The sequence below is a fragment of the Pedobacter sp. 01N416 genome (genome assembly GCF_056399685.1).
In genome coordinates this window covers 1-1,375 of record NZ_JBFTRT010000860.1, presented here as the reverse complement: position 1 = coordinate 1,375, position 1,375 = coordinate 1, and the positions used below count along the sequence as shown (strand labels likewise).

The window sequence follows — 1,375 nt, the reverse complement described above, 5'->3', positions numbered from 1 at the left end:
GTGCTGATAAAATGAATTTCTTAATTAAAGAGATCCTAAATTTAGCAAGAGTTGGCCGTTCTGAAATAAATTTTGAAGCAGTTGATATAGCATCGCTGTTAAAAGAAATAAAAGGCGAAGTGTGGTCGGCCTTTAAAGCTGACCGTACCGAATTAGTTTTGGGGGAACTCCCAAATATAAAAGGAGATAAGACCATGATAGCGCAGGTTTTCACAAACCTGATTGGTAACGCTGTAAAATACTCTGCAATGGTGGACAAACCCAAAGTAGAGGTTTCTGCGTATATAGATGGAGGGGAGACTATCTATGCTGTTAAAGATAATGGAATAGGAATCGACAACCGTTATTACGATAGGGTTTTTGAGCTTTTTAAGCGCATGGATAATGTTAAGGAAATAGAAGGAACAGGAGTGGGGCTCGCAATTGTAAAAAGGGTTGTAGAAAAGCATAACGGCAGGGTTTGGTTTGAGAGTAAGTTAAATGTTGGTTCTACATTTTTTGTAGCTTTTAAAAACGGATAAAATGAAAACACCAGATATATTTTATGTTGAGGATGATATAGACTATGCATTTTTTATGCAAAGTGCCGTACAAGAGGTTAAGGATACACTTAATTTAACTATAATTGAAGATGGGGCAGAGGCACTACAAAAACTTCAGCAGTTTGCTGAAAGTAAAACCAAACCTAAATTAATTTTGCTTGATTTGAATTTGCCCGGCTTATCGGGACTAGATCTGTTAAAATTTATACGTGATATTCCCTATCTCAAAACGATACCCGTAATCTTGTTTTCTACGTCTGATAATCCTGATGATGTAAAAGCATCAATTGAGTTTGGTGCCAACGCTTATCTTACCAAGCCTGATGGTTACGAGAACCTGCTTAAATGCGTACATTCTGTACACGATTTTTGGTTTAACCAACATTTGAGGTTAAATTAAAATTTTATAAAACCATATGGAGAGATTCGGGTATTAAATCCGGATCTTTTCTTTTTAATAATTAAAATCCAAATAATGATTGCCAATTTATTGAGAGCTGAAACAGCAGAAAACCATAAAACATTAGAATCCTTAATGTTTGTGAATGAGATTATGAACAATTCTTTAAGCATTGATCAGTATAAAAAGCTGTTAACCATTAATTATATTATTCACCAAAAATTAGAGAATACGCTCGCCAATATGTTGGATACAGCTATTGCCGAACAATTGGAAATGAAAAGCAGATTGAAACTCACTGCTTTAGAAGAAGATTTAAAATATTGGAATATAGATAGTTTAACATTGCCAGGTTTAGATTTTGAATTGTTTGTTCCAGAAAAAAATACTGCCGAAGTTTTAGGTGCGCTGTATGTACTAGAAGGGGCTACAT

Annotated in this window: 3 protein-coding genes; all 3 read left to right on the top strand. The window is 34.6% G+C overall.

The annotated features are described in order from the left end of the window. The coding region (locus AC1DND_RS27930) for a sensor histidine kinase (RefSeq protein WP_477586117.1) at window positions 1-521 on the top strand (521 nt) is incomplete at its 5' end. Window position 522: 1 nt separating this feature from the next. Then, complete coding sequence (locus AC1DND_RS27925; RefSeq protein ID WP_477586115.1) at window positions 523-942, top strand: response regulator; 420 nt, start codon at window positions 523-525, stop codon at window positions 940-942. 75 nt (window positions 943-1,017) lie between these two features. Beyond that, window positions 1,018-1,375, top strand: a 358-nt coding sequence (locus tag AC1DND_RS27920; protein WP_477586113.1) for a biliverdin-producing heme oxygenase, incomplete at its 3' end; no start/stop codon positions are given.

Excerpts from the sequence above, each read along its gene's own strand:
- AC1DND_RS27925 (WP_477586115.1), top strand. The coding sequence starts at position 523 with ATGAAAACACCAGATATATTTTATGTTGAGGATGATATAGACTATGCA.